At 59.4% G+C, this 19,918-nt stretch carries 15 protein-coding genes and 1 tRNA gene; 8 read left to right on the forward strand and 8 right to left on the reverse strand.

What is annotated here, in order from left to right:
* Positions 1–5 precede the first annotated feature (5 nt).
* Positions 6–1,133 carry a phosphoribosylformylglycinamidine cyclo-ligase gene (gene purM / locus ALMA_RS06680; protein ID WP_094726919.1) on the forward strand — a complete coding sequence of 376 codons (1,128 nt, stop codon included), beginning with the start codon at positions 6–8 and terminating at the stop codon, positions 1,131–1,133.
* 51 nt (positions 1,134–1,184) lie between these two features.
* Positions 1,185–2,489 carry a phosphoribosylamine--glycine ligase gene (gene purD / locus ALMA_RS06685; protein ID WP_094726920.1) on the forward strand — a complete coding sequence of 435 codons (1,305 nt, stop codon included), beginning with the start codon at positions 1,185–1,187 and terminating at the stop codon, positions 2,487–2,489.
* A gap of 67 nt (positions 2,490–2,556) precedes the next feature.
* Here the strand turns inward: purD and purK are convergent, their stop codons facing one another.
* Both purK and purE read right to left on the reverse strand, forming a co-directional pair.
* Entirely contained in the window at positions 2,557–3,729 is a 1,173-nt protein-coding gene (gene purK / locus ALMA_RS06690) for a 5-(carboxyamino)imidazole ribonucleotide synthase (RefSeq protein ID WP_094726921.1), read from the reverse strand.
* Complete coding sequence (purE, locus tag ALMA_RS06695) at positions 3,713–4,222, reverse strand: 5-(carboxyamino)imidazole ribonucleotide mutase (RefSeq protein WP_086106399.1); 510 nt, start codon at positions 4,220–4,222, stop codon at positions 3,713–3,715. Before purE ends, purK begins: the two co-directional genes overlap by 17 nt.
* A gap of 101 nt (positions 4,223–4,323) precedes the next feature.
* Between purE and ALMA_RS06700 the strand changes: the two genes are divergently transcribed.
* Both ALMA_RS06700 and ALMA_RS06705 read left to right on the forward strand, forming a co-directional pair.
* A tRNA-Arg gene (locus tag ALMA_RS06700) sits at positions 4,324–4,396 on the forward strand.
* A 96-nt stretch (positions 4,397–4,492) separates the two neighbouring features.
* Positions 4,493–4,828, forward strand: coding sequence for a hypothetical protein (locus tag ALMA_RS06705; protein WP_094726922.1), 336 nt, complete (start codon positions 4,493–4,495; stop codon positions 4,826–4,828).
* 42 nt (positions 4,829–4,870) lie between these two features.
* On the opposite strand, the gene ALMA_RS06710 is transcribed toward ALMA_RS06705, so the two are convergent.
* From ALMA_RS06710 to ALMA_RS06720, 3 genes are all read right to left on the reverse strand, one after another.
* A complete protein-coding gene (locus tag ALMA_RS06710; RefSeq protein ID WP_148140283.1) occupies positions 4,871–6,667 on the reverse strand; it encodes a hypothetical protein in 1,797 nt (598 codons plus the stop codon).
* Positions 6,664–7,458 (reverse strand): ABC transporter ATP-binding protein, encoded by a 795-nt coding sequence (locus tag ALMA_RS06715; RefSeq protein WP_244568905.1) that lies wholly within the window; start codon positions 7,456–7,458, stop codon positions 6,664–6,666. Before ALMA_RS06715 ends, ALMA_RS06710 begins: the two co-directional genes overlap by 4 nt.
* A 141-nt stretch (positions 7,459–7,599) precedes the next feature.
* On the reverse strand, positions 7,600–8,025 hold the full coding sequence (locus ALMA_RS06720) for an Ohr family peroxiredoxin (protein ID WP_094726925.1): 426 nt from the start codon (positions 8,023–8,025) through the stop codon (positions 7,600–7,602).
* A gap of 239 nt (positions 8,026–8,264) precedes the next feature.
* Between ALMA_RS06720 and ALMA_RS06725 the strand changes: the two genes are divergently transcribed.
* Positions 8,265–9,458, forward strand: a complete 1,194-nt coding sequence (locus ALMA_RS06725; protein WP_086106404.1) for an SLC13 family permease — start codon at positions 8,265–8,267, stop codon at positions 9,456–9,458.
* Between the two features lie 19 nt (positions 9,459–9,477).
* Here ALMA_RS06725 and dnaG read toward each other — a convergent pair whose 3' ends face one another.
* Positions 9,478–11,535: a DNA primase gene (gene dnaG / locus ALMA_RS06730; RefSeq protein WP_094726926.1), complete on the reverse strand. Its 2,058-nt coding sequence runs from the start codon at positions 11,533–11,535 to the stop codon at positions 9,478–9,480.
* A 226-nt stretch (positions 11,536–11,761) separates the two neighbouring features.
* Between dnaG and acnA the strand changes: the two genes are divergently transcribed.
* The 3 genes from acnA to icd all read left to right on the forward strand — a co-directional run bounded on the left by acnA (position 11,762) and on the right by icd (position 17,036).
* On the forward strand, positions 11,762–14,569 hold the full coding sequence (gene acnA / locus ALMA_RS06735; protein ID WP_094726927.1) for an aconitate hydratase AcnA: 2,808 nt from the start codon (positions 11,762–11,764) through the stop codon (positions 14,567–14,569).
* Positions 14,566–15,741, forward strand: coding sequence for a citrate synthase (locus tag ALMA_RS06740; RefSeq protein WP_094726928.1), 1,176 nt, complete (start codon positions 14,566–14,568; stop codon positions 15,739–15,741). The genes acnA and ALMA_RS06740 overlap by 4 nt, the downstream gene beginning before the upstream one ends.
* A gap of 83 nt (positions 15,742–15,824) precedes the next feature.
* Positions 15,825–17,036, forward strand: a complete 1,212-nt coding sequence (gene icd / locus ALMA_RS06745) for an NADP-dependent isocitrate dehydrogenase (RefSeq protein WP_094726929.1) — start codon at positions 15,825–15,827, stop codon at positions 17,034–17,036.
* Here the strand turns inward: icd and ALMA_RS06750 are convergent.
* Both ALMA_RS06750 and alr read right to left on the reverse strand, forming a co-directional pair.
* The gene (locus ALMA_RS06750) at positions 17,020–18,318 is read right to left on the reverse strand and encodes a deoxyguanosinetriphosphate triphosphohydrolase (RefSeq protein ID WP_094726930.1); all 1,299 of its coding nucleotides are present in this window, start codon (positions 18,316–18,318) and stop codon (positions 17,020–17,022) included. The two genes, icd and ALMA_RS06750, sit on opposite strands and share 17 nt — an antisense overlap.
* A complete protein-coding gene (gene alr, locus ALMA_RS06755) occupies positions 18,315–19,742 on the reverse strand; it encodes an alanine racemase (protein WP_094726931.1) in 1,428 nt (475 codons plus the stop codon). The genes ALMA_RS06750 and alr overlap by 4 nt, the downstream gene beginning before the upstream one ends.
* Positions 19,743–19,918: the final 176 nt, after the last annotated feature.

Below are 19,918 nucleotides of genomic sequence, written 5' to 3' on the forward strand. Positions count from 1 at the left end.
ACCCCATGCCTACAGCATATGAAAACGCAGGCGTCAGCGTCGAAGCAGGATACGAGGTCGTCCGCCGCATTCAGCAGCACGTGGCACGTACCGCGCGCCCGGGAGCAGGCGGTATAGGCGGCTTCGGCGGCCTGTTCGACCTCTCCCAGCTCGGCTATAAGGAGCCCGTCCTCGTCTCCGGTACGGATGGCGTGGGCACGAAGCTACTCGTCGCGAAAGCCGCGGATAAGCATGACACCATAGGCATCGACTGTGTGGCCATGTGCGTGAATGACATCCTCGCCCAGGGAGCCGAGCCGCTCTTCTTCCTCGACTACATCGCCTGCGGAAAGAACGACCCCGCCCTGCTCGAGCAGGTGGTGAAGGGCGTCACCGACGGCTGCGTGCAGGCCGGCGCTGCTCTCGTGGGCGGCGAGACTGCAGAAATGCCAGACATGTATGATGCAGATGAGTATGATGTGGCTGGATTTACCGTGGGCGTGGTGGAAAAAAGCGCGCTCATAGACGGCTCAGCCATTCGCGAAGGAGACGTGCTCATCGGTCTGCCATCCTCCGGCGTCCACTCAAATGGCTTCTCTCTCGTACGTAAGGCGCTCTTTAAGGATAGCGGTCTGAGCGTGGACAGCGAGCTTCCTGAGCTCGGCGGTGCACGTCTGGGAGACGTGCTGCTCGAGCCGACGCGCATCTACGCGCAGGCGCTGAAGCCGCTCTTTGCGGTCGCGCGTGGAGTGGGCGCTGGCGCGGACGGTGCCAGCTTTTCCGGCGCGGACGACGCTGACAGCGCCAGCGCCCAGCAGCCGCGTCAGCTCCTGCACGGCATCGCGCACATCACCGGCGGCGCTTTCCTCGAAAAGGTGCCACGCATTATTCCAGAAGGCCTCGCTGCATCCTTCGACATCTCCTCCTGGGATGTCCCACCTATCTTCCACGTCCTCGAAAAGTACGGGAACGTGGATCACCTCGAGATGTATAACATCTTTAATATGGGCATAGGCATGGTGCTCGTGGTCAGCCCTGAGCATGTGGACGAGGTCGAGCAGATCCTCGACGCTCATGGCGAGACGCACTACACAGTGGGACGCATCGTGAAGGATCAGACCCCAGATGGCGCACGCGTGGAGCTGCACGAGTAGCCGCCCGCCCAGCTGCACATCCAGCTGCACGACTAGAAAGGAACCCCTCCCATGACTCGAGTACTCGTCATCGGCTCCGGCGGCCGCGAGCATGCCATCGCGCATGCGCTGCTGCGCGGTGGCAGCGTGACTGATGTGTACTGTGCCCCGGGTAATCCGGGCATGAATGCCGACGGCATCATCACTGTAGCGCTCAGCCAGTCGAACCACAGCGCACTCATCGATTTCGCCCGCGATAAAGACATCGACTGGGTCTTCGTAGGCCCCGAGGCTCCTCTCATCGAGGGACTCGTGGATGACTTCCAGGCGGCAGGCATTCCTGCTTTCGGCCCGAGCCGAGCAGCAGCACAGATAGAAGGCTCGAAAACCTTCGCGAAGGAACTCATGGAGCGCCATAGCGTGCCGACTGCAGCCTACGCCACATTCTCCGAGTATGACCCGGCCGTGGCCTACGTGCGCGAGCAGGGCGCTCCCATCGTCATTAAGGCGGATGGCCTCGCCGCGGGCAAGGGTGTGACTGTGGCTATGGATGAGGATACCGCCGAAGCTGCACTGGCGGACATCTTCCTCGATAAGCGCTTCGGCGAGGCTGGTTCGCGCGTGGTCATCGAGGAGTTCCTCGACGGCGAAGAGTTCTCTCTCATGTGCTTCGCGCGAGGCACTGAATTCTGGCCTATGCCTATCTCACAGGATCATAAGCGCGCCTATGATGGTGACCTCGGCCCGAACACCGGCGGCATGGGCGCATACAGTCCTGTTCCTCAGATTCCGTCGAGCATGGTGGATGAGGCGCTCGATACCATCATCACGCCTGTGCTCGAGGGTATGGCCGCTGAGGGAACGCCGTTTACTGGCATTCTCTATGCGGGGCTCATCGCCACGGCGTCCGGTCCGAAGGTCATCGAGTTTAATGCTCGTTTCGGCGATCCGGAGACGGAGGTCGTTCTGCCGAAGCTGACGAGTGATCTCGGCGCGGGGATTTCAGCGCTTCTGTCCGGCGGCGAGCCGGAGTTTACTTGGGATACGACGCGTACCACGCTGGGCGTCGTGGTGGCGAGCGAGGGCTACCCGGATACGACTCAGGTGGGCGCTACTGTTCCTGAGCTGGACTATTCCGCGTCTGTGGCCGAGCATGGCACGCACGTGTACTATGCGGGTGTGGCGCAGGCTGCTGACGGCGCAGACGCGAGCGATTCGGACAGCGCTGGCCTCGTCTCCTCGTCCGGCCGCGTGCTGCTCGTGCAGACGACTGCGGCGAGCGTTCCGGCAGCGCAGGAGATCATTTATTCTGTGCTGGATGCGGCGAGCGCGGATGGCCTGTTCTACCGGCATGACATCGGCGCGAAGGCCATATAGCCAATTCATCTGACAGGGGGCTCTGCACTTTCACGCGCAGAGCCCCCTCTTTCATCTTTACTTATCGTTACTCCCAGATTCCTGTCTTCTCGAAGTCTGCGAGAATAGCTGCCGTATCCGTGCCGAGCACTGTTACGTGCCCCATCTTCCTGTCTGTCTTCGCCACTGCTTTCCCATAATCATGGACGTGCCACTGCGGATGGTCTACCGCCGCAGCCATGACTGCGTCGAGATGCTGGCCGAGCACGTTTACCATGACTGCAGGGCTGAGTAGCTGCGTCTTTTCGAGTGTCCAGCCTGCTATGCCACGGATATGTGCATCAAACTGATCATACGCACACGCTTCTATGGTGTAATGTCCCGAATTATGTGGGCGCGGAGCCAGCTCATTCACGAGCACAGTACCATCCCTCAAGACGAAAAGCTCTATGGCCAGCGTCCCCGCTAGGGAGAATCCTGCTGCCAGCTCGCGCGCCATCTTCTCTGCCTGTGCCACGGTGGCGAGCTCGCTCTCGCTCGGATGCTCCCCGAAAGCTGGAGCCACTGTGGTATGCAGGATATTATGCACGTGTACATTCTTCACAAGAGGGAAAGTCACGTACTCAGAACCATTCCCCGAGATGAGGATGGATGCCTCGTACGCGAAGTCTATCATCTCTTCGAGCACGCAGACGGGGAAGTCACTACCCCACTCATTCTTCACGGCATTCACATCATCCGCAGTGCGTAGCACACGCTGACCGTGACCATCATATCCGCCTTCTGCAGTCTTCAGCACGGCCGGCAGGCCTATCTCCTCCACTGCCCCATCCAGCTCAGACAGCGACCGGACGGCCGCCCAGCGAGCAGTGTGCCCACCGTGAGAATTGATAAAAGTCTTCTCTGCTATGCGGTTCTGCGTCACGCGCAGCAGGTCTGTCCCCTGCGGAATGCGCACGAGGGCGCTAACCGCGTCCAGCGCATCCGCATCCACGTTCTCGAATTCATACGTGAGAACGTCCGAACGCTGAGCTATCTGCCGGATGGCCTCCACGTCATCATACGCTGCCACGATCTGGTCGTCACATGCTCCGGCCGCCGGGCAGCCTTCCGTCGGGTCGAGCACGAGGGTATGGAAGCCCATGTACCGTGCGGACAGCGCCATCATCTGACCGAGCTGACCGCCCCCTATAATGCCTATAGTCGCCCCGCGCTGCAGAGACTCCACGGCTCGCTCCGTCGTCTTACTGAAGCTGTTCATTCGACTCCTCCACCATCTCTTCAAGTTCCGCACGGTATGCTGCGAGCGCGTCTGCCAGACCTCGGCCGAAGTCATCCTCGCTCGTGGACAGGATGCTTACGGCGAGCAGTCCCGCGTTCGTGGCACCCGAGTTTCCTATGGCCGTGGTGGCCACCGGGATGCCGCCCGGCATCTGAACGATGGACAGCAGCGAGTCCATACCGCTTAAAGCACGCGACTTCACGGGCACACCGATGACCGGCAGCGTAGTCTGCGCAGCCGTCATGCCCGGCAGATGCGCCGCTCCGCCTGCTCCGGCTATGATCACTTTTATTCCTCGCTCGCGCGCCTGCTCAGCAAACTGCCCCATGAGCGCCGGCGTGCGGTGCGCGGAGATGACCTGCTTCATGTACGGCACGCCGAAGCGCTCGAGGATGGCACAGGCGTTCTTCATCGTCTCCCAGTCGCTGCTCGAGCCCATGATGACGGCTACTTTCGGCGTACGTTCTGTCATGTTTTATCCTTACGTGAGGAGGTACGTGTAGTGTCAATTTTACCGTTACCTCCGGATGCCCCTCGCGTTCTGGGGCATGTGTGCGTTATACTGGATTTCGCGCCCGCGTAGCTCAGTGGATAGAGCAGGTGACTTCTAATCTCCGTGTCGCAGGTCCGATTCCTGTCGTGGGCACTTTTCATGTTTCGAAGAAGCGCGGATAGTATCCGCGTTTCTTTTTTTCGAGAGTAGAATATAAGGCTAACTATCCTTAACGGTAAGGAGAAGACCATGACGTCTCGGCAGAAAAACATCCTCAGCGCACTCGACTTTTTCATCACACTGGGCTGTGTAGCGCTAACAGTCTACCTTCCAGCACATATGCCTGCGCTCAAGTGGGGAGCATTAGCTGTATATGGAGGAATCTTCGCAGTGTCTGTATATCTGAACAGAGGAATGCAGAAATCCGTTCTTATCCTGAGTACACTGGCTCGCCTAGCGGGTGCTGGTTTTCTCGCCATTCTCCTACTCGGTTATCCACTTTTCGGTATGAGCGAGAATCTTCTCCAGTCACTCGCCTTCTTCTTCCTCCTCGTCGCATATCTCTCACCTGAGGTGAAGAAATAGAATGTGCCCCTCTTCTCTAAAAGAGGGGCACATTCTTATGCATTATGCGCGAGACAGCTCAGCGAATCCGCGAAGCGTGGTATGAATCTTCAGCCTGCGCTTATCCAGCAGCCAGCCTGCCAGCTCCGTTCCACCGAAGAAATATCCGAGTGCGAAGACGCCCTGAACTCCGAGCAGGATGCTGACCTGTGCCACTGGTGTCAGGTCGAAGAACGCTATACTCACCCAGAAAGTCACCCCGCCTGGGATAAACAGCAGTGCGAAGCAGACGAACCAGAGCACTGGACTGATTAGCTTCGCGAGAGTGCGACCCTGCGGCGCCTTAAACGGATTATCTGCAGACGGCTCAGGATAGAGGAAGACGGAGGATATCACCGAGGACAGTGCCGTACCCTGAATGACGAGGATAAGGCTAAGCACCTCTACCCCAGCGAAGAGAAGATAGTCTTCCACGGCTCCAGGAATGACGAGCACGATGACGCTAATGATGATCTGAACTGCCACAGCGAGAGAGACGAAGAACACGTTTCTCGCATACCAGTCCACACGCCCCTTCACTCCCGCATAGGTGTGCAGAATGAATGGTGTCCCATCATACGCGAGCATGTTCAGGCTCGTCAGGCACAGCATCCACGACGCTGAAGGAATACTCACGACCATCATCTGCATGCGGCCGAGCATTACCCCCTGGAACGCGAAGATACCCACAAAGACGAAAGGAATAAGGAGAGTCAGAGCGTATCGCATGTCTCTGGCAAATGCGGCCATTAAGCGCGCGATGATGCCAGTGAAGCGTCCCGTCACGAAGTTCAGCTCGAAGGGGTCGAGAGTAAGACGCATAGCATTCTGCTTCTTTTGTGCATCCTTCTGCGTCTTCTCCGCCTTTTCTGCCGAATCACTCAGAGTAGGGCCAGCAGTAATGTCATACTGCATGGACCATGCGAAGAGCTTCAGCAGAAGGATGAAAACCACGAGATAACCGAGCACAGCCACAGCCATAAACAGGCCACTGACGAGGCCAGGCATGCTGGCGAGCACCGGAAGCGAGCTAAAGCTTCCCCATGGCTGCCAGAGGAGCCACTGACCCACCTCTCCCTGTCCGAAGGAGAGAATCACGTCGAAGCTCGAAGCGCGCGCAGAAGTAGGGTCGGAAGCACCATCCGCAGCGCCGAGGATGCTGGATAGCTGTGAGACCACGATGACTGCTATGAGGAACACAGCCGTGGCGATGTTCCGCACAGCCTTCTTCCGCATCACGACCATGGCGAGGGCCAGCACAGCCTGCACCGTCACCGACGCCAGCAGTACAGCGAGCAGAGAACTCACCACAGCGAGCACCCACACGCGTGCCACAGCCAGCACTGAGCTGCCGAAGAGACCAGTTCCCGTACCGAGAACGAAGTGCATGCCGAGGATACCCATCACCCCCGTAAGCGCGAGGAAGCAGCCGATGCCGCTAGGCGTCATCATATTCGAGAGGATGAGCGCGTTGCGGATAGAGCGCCTTTTCATCCCGAAGCGGTAGAGTGTGCGAGCATTAATGCCGGAGTTTCCGAAAGCGAGAAGCTGGGCTACAGATATGAAGACCACGCCCACGGTCCAGAATAAACCGAGGACTCCCGCTGAACTCTTCACAGCTGACTCAGTCATCTCGAGGCTCTGCGCATAAAACCACGTAAAAGCCACAGATCCGACCACGAGTCCCACAGACCACAGGCAGCTGAGGAGAAAACTGATGGCCTGCCATGGGGATTTGTTTATCACGGATACATTCATTGCCCATTTCAGGCGTGTGACCGTCCACGCATCGGCGAGGGCTGAGGTTATTTTCGAGTTCACTCCTGCTCACCACCCTGCAGCCAGTCGAAGTGAGCAGTCTCCTGGCGACCACCCACGAGTTCGAAGAAGCGGTCTTCCAGCTCTTCACCCGCAGAGACTTCTTCCAGAGTGCCTGCCGCGCGCACCGTACCTTCAGCGATGATGGCCACGTGGGAGCACATCTTCTCTACGAGAGCCATCACATGCGAGGAGATGACCACGGTACCACCGCCAGCCACATATTCCTTCAGAATATCTCGAAGATTTGCCGAGGAGACAGGATCCACTGCTTCGAAAGGCTCGTCGAGGAAGAGAATGCGAGGCGAGTGAATCATGGCCACAGCCAGGCATATCTTCTTCTTCATACCCGTCGAGTAGTCTGCCACGATCTTTTTTCCCGCATCCGCGAGGCCGAACGCAGCCATGAGGTCATCCGCGCGGCGGCGAGACTCCTCGCGCTTCATGCCATGCAGGAGCCCCACATATATGAGGAGCTGCCGGCCGGTGAGGCGGTCGAAAATCTCATCTGCCTGAGGCATCACGCCCATGACAGCACGCGCTTCGTCGAGGTTCTCCCACACATCCTGTCCGAAAAGGCTCACGTGTCCTGCGCTCGGAAGCAGCATACCAGTGCACATCTGCAAGGTAGTGGTCTTCCCCGCACCATTCGGCCCCACGATGCCATAGAAGGATCCTTCCGGCACATCGAGATGGAGGTTATCTACAGCAGTTTTTCGTCCGAAAGTCTTCAGCAGCCCATCCACAGACAGCGCCACTGGCTGCGCGCTTGAGTATGCAGTATCCGCAGTCATAATTCTATGCCTTCCTTTTTCTTTCTTCTTTTCTGGGGTATCTCTCATGTACTCCTCTGTACCCCCCCCATAGTATCGAAAGAGCGGGACCGGAATGCGTGCATGCACTCCAGCCCCGCTCGAGGAAAAATTGGCCGAAATCTACAAAGACTCTACCGGAACGACCTCGTATGGCATGTTCCCCGCGGTCGCCTTCGTATATGGGCAGATAGTATCTGCCAGGTCGATGAGCTCCTGCACCTGGTCGAGGGACAGCTCAGGAACGAAGACCTCGAGCTTCGCGCTCAGGTGTGGGCCGTTATCATCCTTCACGAGGGTGATGTGTGCACGCACGCGAGACTTCATCATGAGCATGCCGTTCACGCGCTTTTCGCGTGCGGCAGCCATGAGCGCACCCTGATAGCATGCGCCCCAGCCCACGGCGAAGAGCTGCTCTGGGTTATATCCTTCACCCGTGCCGCCCATCTCTACTGGAGCGGATATGTCGAACTCAGCTGCTGGGCTGACGGTGGTGGCATGGCCAGAACGGCCGCCGGTCACATCTGCTACTGCGGTATACGTAACCATAAGAACTCCTTATCTCTGACGTGTATCAGATTCCCTTTTATTCTACCGTTTCCACGTGCGAGAAGGTAGACCCTCAGAACATTTTCAGCCTTCCGCGAGGTGTGATGTGCGCCATACTCAGCACCATACTCAGCACCCTGCTCTGCGCTATACTGTCCGCCACAGTCGAGCTAAAACGCGCCCGTTGCCCAACTATTCCGTGCATACAGTAGAATAGTGGGAAGGAAAAAGGAGTTTTCATGGGCCAGTGGCTACTCGAATGGGCGAAGAAGGAAGTCGTTCTCCTCGTCGCTACCCTTCTCGCGATTATCTCGTGCTTCATCGTTCTGCCAGACGCGCAGTACGCTGAGTATGTCCACTGGAACACACTCGCGCAGCTCGTCTCTCTCATGCTCGTGGTGGCCGGGCTTCAGCGCATCGGAGTCTTCCGCATTATCGCCTCGAAGCTGCTGCAGAAAGCTTCTACCTCTCGCATGGTTATCCTCGTGCTCGTATGCCTCACCTTCTTCTCCGGCATGCTCGTCACAAATGACGTGGCTCTCGTCACTTTCGTGCCTTTCGCCATCTCGGTTCTTATCATGGCGAACAGAGACGAGTGGGCTCCACTCGTGGTCACTCTCATGACCCTCGGAGCGAACCTCGGCGCCATGCTTACCCCTATAGGTAATGCGCATAACCTCTATCTCAAAGCTCTTCTGAAGATGCCTACCATGGAGATGATAGGCATTATGGCTCCCTATACCATCGCCTCGGGCATTATGCTCGTGCTCGTCATCTGGCTGGCCTTTGATAACAAATCTATGGATGAGGTCACCGCAGATACCGACCTCGAGAAGGCCGTTCTCGCCCCATCACCGCATAAGACACAGCCAGATGAGATTCGCATTATGGGCTACGGCGCAGGCTATGGCGGCTGGCGCACGTGGGTGTACGCGGCTCTGTTCGTGGTCTGCTTGCTCGGCGTGGGAGACGTTATTCCGCTGTGGCTCATGATGGTCATCGTCTGTGCCACCATGATCTTCACCGACCATCGTGTGTTCAGGAACATCGACTGGGGACTGCCGCTCACCTTCGCCATGTTCTTCATCTTCATAGGGAATATGAAGCGCGTTCCCGAGTTTTATACGCTGGCTGAGCATTTCGTTCAGTTCGACCCGCTCGGCATCTCCGTGCTGACCTCGCAGTTCATCTCGAATATGCCGACGACGCTACTCCTGTCTGGCTTCTCGCACGCGTGGACAGAGCTTATCATCGGCACGAATCTCGGCGGCCTCGGTACGCTCATCGCCTCGATGGCATCGCTCGTCTCGTACCGCAGCATCGTCTCGAAGTTCCCGGATAAGAAGGGCCGTTACCTGGCCATCTACACGGGCATGAACCTCGCTTTCCTCGTCGTGCTCATGCCGCTCGCGTACTTCATTCTGTCCCTGTAACCTGAGGTCAATTTCTCCTCTACCGCATCTGCCCCGCGCCCGCATCCGCGCGCCGCTTTTCCAGCGCTGTAATCTGCTGGAGCAGCGCGAGCTTCTGTGTGCCATCCGTTGTCTTATTCATCTGCACGCGTAGCGCGGCGATGCCCCGCATCATGTCCCCGTCCAGCAGCCGAGAGGCCACCTGAGCAGCGAATTCCCTCTGAGCAGCGCTCGGAACCGGAGCACCACCCATCGCAGCCCCTTGCGAAGCCCTCGCCGAGGAGACCGAGTCGTCTTCCACAGGAATTGGCAGCTGCATCACAGCCAGCGCATCTAAAGCCGGAGCCACGAGCGGGCCTCCCGCCTGAGCGAGCCTATCCACCCACTGCGCGGGCGAGGTCCCAGCATCCGGCAGACCGCCCGCCACGAGGACGGCGCGGTACAGGTCGCGGAAGACCGGAATGGTGAAAGTGGCCTCCGTCATCTGCGCAAAAGCGGCCGCGTCCAGAGCCCACGGTATCTGCACGAGCACGCAGAGCATCTGCTGCTCCGCGGTAAAAACGGAATCATCCGCATGCATCTCGTAGTAGTTCACGCGCTCGGCATTAAAACGCTCGAGGGACACACGGTCGAGCGGCCCCGTGAAGTCCGGCGCATTCAGCACAGACGAGCCCGAGCCCGACGAGGCATACTGCCGGTTCGGCGCGAACGCATCTTCATTCCGGACCCCAGCTGAACGGCGAGCGTGGTACACTTCTTCGCGCATCTCGCGGATATCCACGCCTATCTCGCGCGCCGCATCCTGCGCATAGCCTTCGAGCAGCGAGATGTCACGAATCTGCGCGATGATAGGCGCCACAGCCTTCATAGCCCCCACGCGCCCAGCCACGTACTGCGTATCAAACCGCGCGATGCTCGTGCGAACTATCCACTCCACGAGGTGCTGCTTTCCTGCGATGAGCTCGCGCACGGCCTCATCCCCGTACTGGATGCGCAGGTCGCACGGGTCGAGATTCTCGCGGGCTATGGCCACGAAAGTCTGCGTGAGAAATGCCGTATCCAGCTGGAAGGCGCGCAGGGCAGCCTTCTGCCCCGCCGCATCGCCATCAAAGGTAAAGACCACACCCGAGCCCTGCGTAGGACCGACGAATTTATAATTATTCAGCGAATTATCCGAGATGAGACGGCGGATGATCTTCGCATGCTCCTCGCCGAAAGCAGTACCGCACGTGGCCACAGCATTCGTCACGCCCGCCAGATGGCAGGCCATCACATCCGTATACCCTTCCACCACTACGACCTGGCGCTTCTGGGCTATGCTCGTCTTCGCGAGGTCGATGCCGTAGAGCACGCGGTTCTTATGGTAGAGCGCAGTATCTGCCGTGTTTATATACTTTCCCGGGTTCGTGTCATCGTCGTAGAGCTTGCGCGCGCCGAAGCCGATGACCTGGCCGGTCGTGTCGCGGATAGGCCACGTGGCCCGGCCGCGGAAGTAGTCATACACTCCCCCACGCTGGTTCGCTCGAGCCAGGCCCGCGTCTATCATCTCCTGATTCGTAAAGCCTTTCGAAGCCAGATGCCGCGTGAGTTCATCCCAGCCGCGCGGCGCATATCCGCAGCCGAAGCGTTCGCAGTCCGCTTGAGTGAAAGTGCGTCCGCCGAGCAGCTGGCGTGCAGGCAGCGCTTCTTTCGTCATGAGCTGGCTCATAAAGAATTTCTGTGCAGCCGCGTTTGCTTCGAGCAGACGGGAGCGCGTGGTGCCACGCCGCGTCTGGTCTGCCATGTGCGCGCTCTGGTCGTAATGCAGCTCGATGCGATACCGGTCTGCGAGATACTGCACGGCTTCCGGAAACTCGATGCCCTCGGAACGCTGCACGAATTCGAAAACGTCGCCGCCCAGTCCGCATCCGAAGCATTTCCAGTGGTTCGTGGCCACGTTCACGTTAAAGCTCGGCGTTTTTTCATCATGGAACGGGCACAGGCCTTTCCACGCGTTCGAGCCGGCATGCTGGAGCGTCACGCTGGCGGACACGACGTCGTAGAGGTCCGCCGCCTCGCGCACCTTTTCGATGTCCTCCTTCACGATCCGTCCTGGCATGGCTGCTCCTCGTTTCCGCGTTCATCTGTACTGTCCTAGTATACGCGAGCTTGCGTATGGCCAATTTCCGTTTTCCCTTCGCGAACCGCGTTCACGTGGTCGTCTCACATAGTTAACACAAAAATGTCCAGTTAATGGACACGTAACATGTGGCGTAACTTTTCTGGACATAAACTAACGAAATCTATCCGAACTTGCTACGACGCAGCACTGGAGGGAGTCAGCTATGACATATAGAAAGACAGTAGATGTCACACTTCGAGACAGCTCTGTGAACTCGGCCGAATCGACGCAGTCGGCGCGCTCTGATGCACGCTACACGTACTACAGCATCGCCGAAGCCTGCCGCGAGCGCGGCGTGGATGTGCACACTCTGCCCTACAGTCTGAGGATTCTTCTCGAAAGTCTGCTGCGTAAAGGCACTCGCGACGCTGAAAGTGGCGAGTATACCGCGGAGACTGCTGCTCACATCGACGCTCTCGTCCACTATGATGCAGCTGCTCCTTCGGGCGAGGTTCCTTTTAAGCCGAGCCGCATCGTGCTCCAGGACTTTACAGGAGTGCCTGTGGTCGTGGACCTCGCCTCCATGCGCGACGCCATCGTGGCTCATGGCGGTAAGGCTGAGGATATTAATCCAGAGATTCCTGTGGACCTGGTCATCGACCACTCGGTTCAAGTGGATGTGGCAGGACGTACGGATGCACTGCGTCTGAACATGCAGCGCGAATTCGAGCGTAATGCTGAACGCTATGAGTTTCTCAAATGGGCAGAAAAGTCCTTCGAAAACTACCGCGTCGTCCCTCCTGCCACAGGCATTATCCACCAGGTGAACATCGAGTTCCTCTCCGATGTCATCCTCCACAAGGACGGCTTGGCTTTCCCGGACTCCATGTTCGGCACAGACAGCCACACCACCATGATTAACGGCCTTGGTGTGCTCGGCTGGGGTGTGGGCGGTATCGAAGCGGAGGCTGCCATGCTCGGCGAAGCCTCGTACTTCCCTGTGCCGGAAGTCATCGGCGTGCATCTGACCGGCGAGCTTCCTGCCTGCGCCACGGCCACGGATCTGGCATTACGCCTCACGAACATACTGCGCGAAGCGAAGGTGGTCGGCAAATTCGTGGAGTATTTCGGACCGGGCCTGAGCACACTGAGCCTGGCAGACCGCGCCACCATAGCGAACATGGCTCCAGAATATGGCGCCACCTGCGGATACTTCCCTATCGATGCGGAGACGCTGCGCTACATGCAGCTGACGAACCGCGCAGAAGAAACCATCGCTCTCGTGGATGCCTATGCGCACGCGAATGACCTCTTCTACGATGCCTCGCATGACACCTCGGATTCCTCCGCAGATGCCTCCGTGGATGCCTCCGCACCTACCCCACGCTATACGAAGGTCATCGAGCTGGACCTCAGCACAGTCTTCCCGAGCATTTCCGGCCCGAAGCGCCCACAGGACCTCATTCCACTCAGCCGCGCGAAGCAGGTATTCCGCGAAAGCCTCACGCGCGAGTCAGGAGTCCAGGGATTCGGCCTGAGTGCAGAGGAGATAGACAAGACCGCTACTGCCACCATCGACGGCCGCGACTATGAGATGAAGACCGGCCATGTGGCCATAGCCGCCATCACCTCGTGCACGAATACGTCGAATCCATACGTGCTCATGTCTGCCGGCCTGCTCGCGAGGAATGCTGTGCGCCGAGGCCTCAGCGTCTCCCCGACAGTAAAAACCTCGCTGGCTCCAGGAAGCAAGGTGGTCACCGGGTATCTGAAAAACTCAGGACTGCAGGACTTCCTCGACCAGCTGGGATTCCAGGTGGTGGGATACGGCTGCACGACATGCATAGGAAATTCTGGTCCCCTAAGCGACGAAGTCTCGAAAGCCATCACAGACAGCGACCTGCTCGTCAGCGGCGTGCTCTCCGGAAACCGGAACTTCGAAGGCCGCATTAATCCTCTCGTGAAAGCGAACTTCCTGGCTAGCCCGCCACTGGTCGTGGCCTACGCGCTGGCAGGCACCACGGACATCGACCTGACCACAGAGCCGCTGGGCACAGACAGCACGACGGGCGAGCCAGTGTATCTGAAGGACCTCATGCCAGATAAGGCGGAAGTGGACGACTACGTGCGCCGCTTCGTCACGCGAGACCTCTTCGCTCAGGAATACAGCCGCGTCTTCGACGATAACGAAGCATGGAATGCCATAGAAACCGCCGACGGCCAGACGTACGCGTGGAACGAGGACTCCACCTACATCCAGAACCCGCCATACTTCGACTCTCTCGACGAGCCGCTCGCCGTGAACACCGAGGCTCTCCAGAACCTCACCCCACTCGCGAAGTTCGGAGACACCGTCACGACCGACCACATCTCTCCCGCCGGAGCCATCGCACTGAATTCGCCAGCAGGCCGGTACCTCACCGACCACGCTGTAACCCATCGCGACTTTAACTCCTACGGCAGCCGCCGCGGAAACCACGAAGTCATGATGCGCGGCACCTTCGCGAACATCCGCATCACGAATGAGCTCGCCGACGGAAAAGTGGGCGGATATACCACACGCCACGGCGAGCTGACCACCATGTATGACGCCGCCATGGCCTATAAGAAGGAGGGCGTGGGCACCCTCGTCATAGCCGGAAAAGACTACGGCATGGGTTCTTCGCGCGACTGGGCAGCGAAGGGCACGGGACTGCTCGGCGTGAAAGCAGTGCTCGCGGAAAGCTTCGAGCGCATTCACCGCTCGAACCTCGTCATGATGGGCATACTGCCCCTGCAGTTCATGGACGGAATGAGCGCGGAAAAATTGGGCTTAACCGGACACGAAACGTATGACATCGCGCTGAGCGAGACCCCGCGCATTCACGACGTCGTCACCGTCACCGCCACGAGCACGGACAGCGAGGGCAGGCCACGCGTCACGCAGTTCAGCGCACTCGTACGGTTCGACGCGCAGGCGGACATCGAGTATTACACGAACGGCGGCATCCTGCCGATGGTCGTCCGTAAAAAGTTAGGAGCGACAGCATGAACGCAGCACACACGCCGGCCACACACACGCCGGCCGCACAGACGCCGGCCGCAAACGGCATGAAGGACATGATCGCCTGCCAGACGCGCATCAGCTCTATCGTGGACGACCGTCTGGCCTACGCGGGATATGACATCAGCGAACTCATGGAGAATAACGCGAGCTTCGAGGAGGTCATCTACCTGCTGTGGAATCTGCATCTGCCCACGCAGGTGGAGCTAAACCATTTCGTGCGCGAGCTGCGCGCAAATTACGAGATTTCCGACGCCGTCGAGCAGTGCATCCTCATTCAGTCGCGCCGGCATCTGCATCCCATGAGCGTACTGCGCTCCACCGTCAGCCTGCTCGGCGTCTATAACGTGCGCGCCGAGGATACGTCCGTAGACGCGCGGTACGACCAGAGCATCCAGCTCATGGCGAAGATGCCCACCATCATCGCCACGTTCGCGAGGCTGCGTCGAGGCCTCGTTCCGCTCGCACCTCGTACGGACCTGTCCTTTGCTGCCAATTTCCTCTACATGCTTACCGGCCACGAGCCGACCGCACTCGAAGAGGAGGCGATGAATAAGGCGCTGATCCTCCACGCGGACCACGAGCTGAACGCCTCCACCTTCGCCGCACGCGTGTGCGCCTCCACCTTAAGCGACATCTACTCCTGCGTGACCACCGCCATAGGAACCCTCAAAGGCCCCCTGCACGGTGGAGCAAACGAACGCGTCTTCGAGATGCTCACCGAGATTCGCGAGCGCGTGGACGCCGGAGGAAGCGTGAGCGACTACCTCGGTCAGAAGCTCAGTAGCGAAGAGAAAATCATGGGCTTCGGCCATCGGGTCTATAAGACGCGCGACCCGCGTGAACAGTATCTGCGCGCCATGGCCGAAGAGCTCACCACCGGCACAGAAAACGCCGTGTGGTATGAGCTTTCGCGCGAGATAGAAGACTACATGAAGAACACGAAGGGCCTCATCCCGAACGTGGACTTCTACTCGGCCACGGTGTACCACACTCTGGGCATAGACCGAGACATCTTCACCCTCATCTTCGCCATGAGCCGCGTGTCCGGATGGATAGCCCATATCCAGGAGCAGCAGAAGCATAACAAACTCATCCGCCCGCGCTCGCAGTATGTGGGGCTGAGCGGGCTGACATATGAGGCTGTGGGGCGGCGGTAGACGCATTCTCGTCCACCCTACCCCGAAAGTTTTTTGCATCTCGAACCGTCTACTCACTCCCCCTCCCGAAAGGAGATATAACCATGACGAAAATCCGCATGACCCCCGACGGCACGCTCGCCGTCCCCGACACCCCAGAAATCCCGTACATCGAAGGCGACGGCATCGGCCAGGATATCTGGGAGGCGTCGCGTCGCGTCTTCGATGCTGCCGTGGCCGCCGCGTACCCCGGCACCAGCACCGGCACACCTCAGGGCGAAGGCCAGCGTCGCATCCTGTGGCGCCGCGTTCTGGCAGGCCACGCTGCCCTCGCTGAAACGGGAGAAAGTCTACCGGCCGAGACTCTTGAGGTCATCCGCGAGGACCTCGTGGCCATCAAGGGACCTCTCGAAACTCCCGTGGGGAAGGGCATGCGCTCGCTGAATGTGGCTCTGCGTCAGGAGCTCGACCTCTACGCCTGCGTGCGTCCGGTACGCTACTTCCCCGGCATCGAAAGCCCGCTGAAGCATCCCGAGCTCACGGACATTACCATCTTCCGCGAGAATACAGAGGACATTTATGCCGGCATCGAGTGGAACGCGGGCACTCCTGAGGTTCAGCGGGTCCTTGACTTTCTCCGCAGTGAGATGGGCGTGACGAAGATCCGCTTCCCGCATTCGAGCAGCATCGGCATTAAGCCTATCTCGCGCGAGGGCAGCGAGCGTCTCATCCACGCGGCCATCGAGTACGCGCTCGCTCACTCGCTAACGAACGTCACGCTCGTACATAAGGGGAATATTCAGAAGTTTACGGAGGGTGGTTTCCGCCGCTGGGGCTACGAGCTGGCTGAGCGCGAGTACGCAGATGCGCTCGCGGATGGCCGTCTCGTGGTCAGCGACGTCATCGCGGATAATTTCCTGCAGCAGATCCTCCTGCATCCGGACCGCTTCGACGTGGTCGCGCTCACGAATCTGAACGGCGACTACGCCTCGGATGCTCTGGCCGCGCAGGTGGGCGGCATTGGCATCTCGCCGGGCGCGAATATCAACTATTCGTCCGGTCACGCCGTTTTCGAGGCGACGCACGGCACCGCTCCAGACATCGCCGGTCAGGGGCTGGCGAACCCGTCCTCGCTGCTGCTGTCCGGCGCTATGCTGCTGGAGTACATCGGCTGGAGCGAGGCCGCGGACAGGCTTCGTTCCGCTCTGGCTTCTGCTTTTGCTTCTGGCCAATTCACCCGCGACTTAGCACCGTCCTCATCCGTCGCGCTGAGCACGCAGGACTTCGCTGATGCGGTGATTACTCACATACGATAGCATGCAGGCTGATGGCCGAGTTATCCGTCAGGCTCGCCACCTGATCCACTGCTACGCGCAGACGCTCCTCATCGCTGCCTGCTGCGAGCCAGTCATCGAGGAAGACTGGCTCGAGCAGGTAGCTCGGCTCCGCTCCCCCATCCATGAGCACAGTGACGAGGTCTTCGATGATCTTCGTCTGCTTCGCGCGGAATGGCTCATGCTCGCGCGGTTCCATGACCGCATAGACGGCTATCCCCTTCAAATACATGATTTCGTAGCTCGTCTCTTCGGGGATGACCACATTCGCACTGTACCGGATGAGATCTCCCTGCCCGTAGGCCTCACGCGTGGCAGATTCCACCGAGTTCGCGAAACGACCTATCATATTCGAGGTCACGTTTTTCAGCATGGCTAAGTCGCGACGGGAAGAATTGAAATCATGAGGAACGAGGCCTGCGCTCTCCAGCCTCTCATACGCCTGAACGAGCTTATCCGCATCCCAGCGCTCGCCGTACCAGCTGCGCACGCTCTGCACGACGGCGTCGATGACATCCGCGGCATGCAGGTCCGGCGCGTCGATGGACTGGCCCACGATGGCGTCCTCCACGTCATGCACAGAATACCCGATGTCATCAGCTAAATCCATAATCTGCGCTTCCATCGGCTTCGCGAATGCCGGCGCCTTACTGCCCGCCTTCAGCCACTCGAAGACCTCACGGTCATCCTCGTAGACGCAGAATTTATTCCCCTTCGGGCCATCCGGATGCAGCTGCCCCTGAGCGCGCGTCCACGGATACTTCGTCGCCGCGTCGAGAGCTGCACGGGTCAGATTCACGCCCGCCGAGCGGCCATCCGCATGAAAGACTTTCGGCTCGAGGCGCGTAAGCAGGCGGAAAGTCTGAGCGTTCCCCTCAAATCCGCCGATGGACTCAGACAGCTTCATCAGCACGCTTTCCCCATTATGCCCGAAAGGCGGATGTCCGAGGTCATGCGCGAGGCAAGCGCAGTCCACCACATCCGGATTACAGCCGAAAATCTCCGCTATCTGGCGGCCTATCTGCGCCACTTCCAGCGTGTGGGTGAGCCGCGTGCGAGCGAAATCATCCGTGCCCGCTACGAGGATCTGCGTCTTCGCGCCGAGCCTCCTCAGCGCAGACGAGTGCACCACGCGCGCACGGTCGCGCTCGAAGGCGGTGCGATTCCTCGACTTCGAGTCCTCGTGCGCCCAGCGCTCCGTATCATGCTGCGTGTACCCATCCGTGCGCCCTCCGGCTACGTGGGTGCGTGATGGAATACTCATGACACGATTCTTCCCGACGTCGTAGGCGCTTCACCTGGCACACTCGTCCACGTGGACTCGATGAGATGAATATCTTCTGGACTGAGCACCTTCTGCGCCCCGAAGTACAGGCGCGGGATGCGATTTCTCAAGCACGTGAAAATCTCATAGCTGATGGTATCTGCCGACCGCGCCCAGTCATCCGCCGTCGGCTCTCCGAAGACAGCGCCACGCCCCGGGCCAAAGAGCTTCACCGTGTCACCCTCATGGATGCCGAGCTCAGCGGCATTTCCCTCGAGGTCCAGAACCGACTGGTCCATGCACACGCGGCCCGCGATGTGCACCACCTTCGTGGACCCGTCCGCCAGCCGCACAGCCACTGGCCCACCCTTATGCGTGGTGCGCTGTGAGCCGAGCGGGTTAAAGCCCGATGCACTGCGGTGAATGCCATCCGCATATCCCACAGGCATGTCAGCTGTACTCGTATCCTGCTCGGTGATATACGTGCGGCCGTAGGAGATGCCATGGCCTGCCGGGAGATCCTTAATAGTGCCGAGCTGTGCCTGCAGCGTCATGGCTGGCCTTATGCCGAAGTCTTCCGGCGTACCCATGCCACGGTCTGGCTCGTAGCCATACAGACCTATACCTGGGCGCACGAGCTCGAAATAAATCTCTGGACGCGTCAGCGTGGCAGCAGTGTTCGCCAGGTGGCGGATCCGCGGTCGAATACCCGCTTCCCTCATCTTTTCCACCATGGCATTAAAGTTCTGTATCTGGCTGTCCGTCGCTTCGCGCGCTTCTTCGCTCTCCGGCGCATCGGCCACAGCGAGGTGGCTCATCACGCCCACGACGTCGAGGAGAGCCTCACCCGAAACGGAAGAATTGGCCTTCAGAAGCGCTATCGCGTCATCCAGCTCGTCCGCAGTAAAGCCGTTCCGTCCGAAGCCCGTCTCTATCTGCACGTGCACGCGCGCGGTCTTCCCCACAGCACGCGCGGCCGCAGCGACGCGCTCGACGTCCCGCAGCGACCCTACGGCGATGTCCACATCCGCCACGATGAGCTTCTCAAACGGCGAGGTAAGCGCCGAAAACATCCAGCTCAGAATCCGAGCGCGGTCCGGACCTATGCCCGCACGCCGCAGTGCCAATGCCTCTCGCGCCTGCGCCACGCCCAGCCAGGTCGCTCCCCCAGCCAGGGCTGCGAGCGCGGTCGGAATGAGCCCGTGCCCATACGCATCCGCCTTTACCACGCCCATGACTTCCGGCGCCGGCACGCTCTGCTCGGCCGCACGCGTGCGCGTGTAGCGTACCATATGCGCCATGTTCGCCGCGAGCACGTCGAGCTCGACGAGCGCCTGCGCCGGATATGCGCGCAGTGCCGCCTCGTATGCTTTACGTCCGCGCTCACTCGGGATATCTGGAAGGTCTACTGCTGTAAGAGTCATGCTTCTATCGTGGTCGTTTCGTGTGTCGTTCTGTGTGCTGTTACGAAGAATTGCGCAGATTCTTTACGAAACTGCGCAATTCTGAGGAAAAGTGGAGCGTCGGCGTAGGCGCGGAACTGAGCACGCGCGGAACTTCCGTCGCGCGCTCGACGCGTCTACTCGCCGTCACTCGTATC

Source organism: Alloscardovia macacae (assembly GCF_002259705.1).
Classification (GTDB): Bacteria; Actinomycetota; Actinomycetes; order Actinomycetales; family Bifidobacteriaceae; genus Alloscardovia; species Alloscardovia macacae.